Raw genomic sequence first — 575 nt, forward strand, 5'->3', positions numbered from 1 at the left:
GCCCGCGCCGGGGGTGCTGGGAGCTTAAACGGCGTGTGTAATCTGCGGAAATTTGCATTCTACATACATAACGGTGGCGGTTCGGGTTTGTTCCCTTGTCGCCAAAGATATAGCTTCGATTCTTAATAATATTAGACGTTAGCATTTCTGATATATGGTTCAGAATACTTGATCGCAGAACTTTTCGATTTCCGTTTTTGTGCCTTGGCCGTCGCATTTTGGCGAGGCTTTGACGCCTGGTGTTGTTTCTTGAGCCGCCATTTACATTTTTGCGCGGATGCGTCGGCTTGGAGGGGCGGGCTGCGGGCGCGTGGACCTCGCTNNGCCCTGTTCGGCGGCGGCGTTCTCCTCGGTCTTTCCGTCGCCAAGGGGAGCCTCGGCCTCGTCCTCGCCGTCAGCGTCTACACGGTCGGCTTGCTGGCGATGCTCGGCTTTTCGACGGCCTATAATTTCGCCGCGGCGCGGTGGCGTCCGCTGCTGCGTCGCCTGGATCACGCAGGCATTTTTCTGATGATCGCCGGGTCCTATACGCCCTTCACCACGCATAATCTTACGGGCGCCTGGGCGTGGGGCAT

Annotated in this window: 1 protein-coding gene; it reads left to right on the top strand. The window is 57.4% G+C overall.

The features are described 5' to 3' along the window. Nucleotides 1–300: 300 nt before the first annotated feature. Nucleotides 301–575 (top strand): hemolysin III family protein (locus HX774_RS19360; RefSeq protein ID WP_255500565.1); only part of this gene is annotated, 275 nt, incomplete at its 3' end.

The sequence above is a fragment of the Brevundimonas sp. P7753 genome (assembly GCF_013386595.1).
Classification (GTDB): domain Bacteria; phylum Pseudomonadota; class Alphaproteobacteria; order Caulobacterales; family Caulobacteraceae; genus Brevundimonas; species Brevundimonas bullata.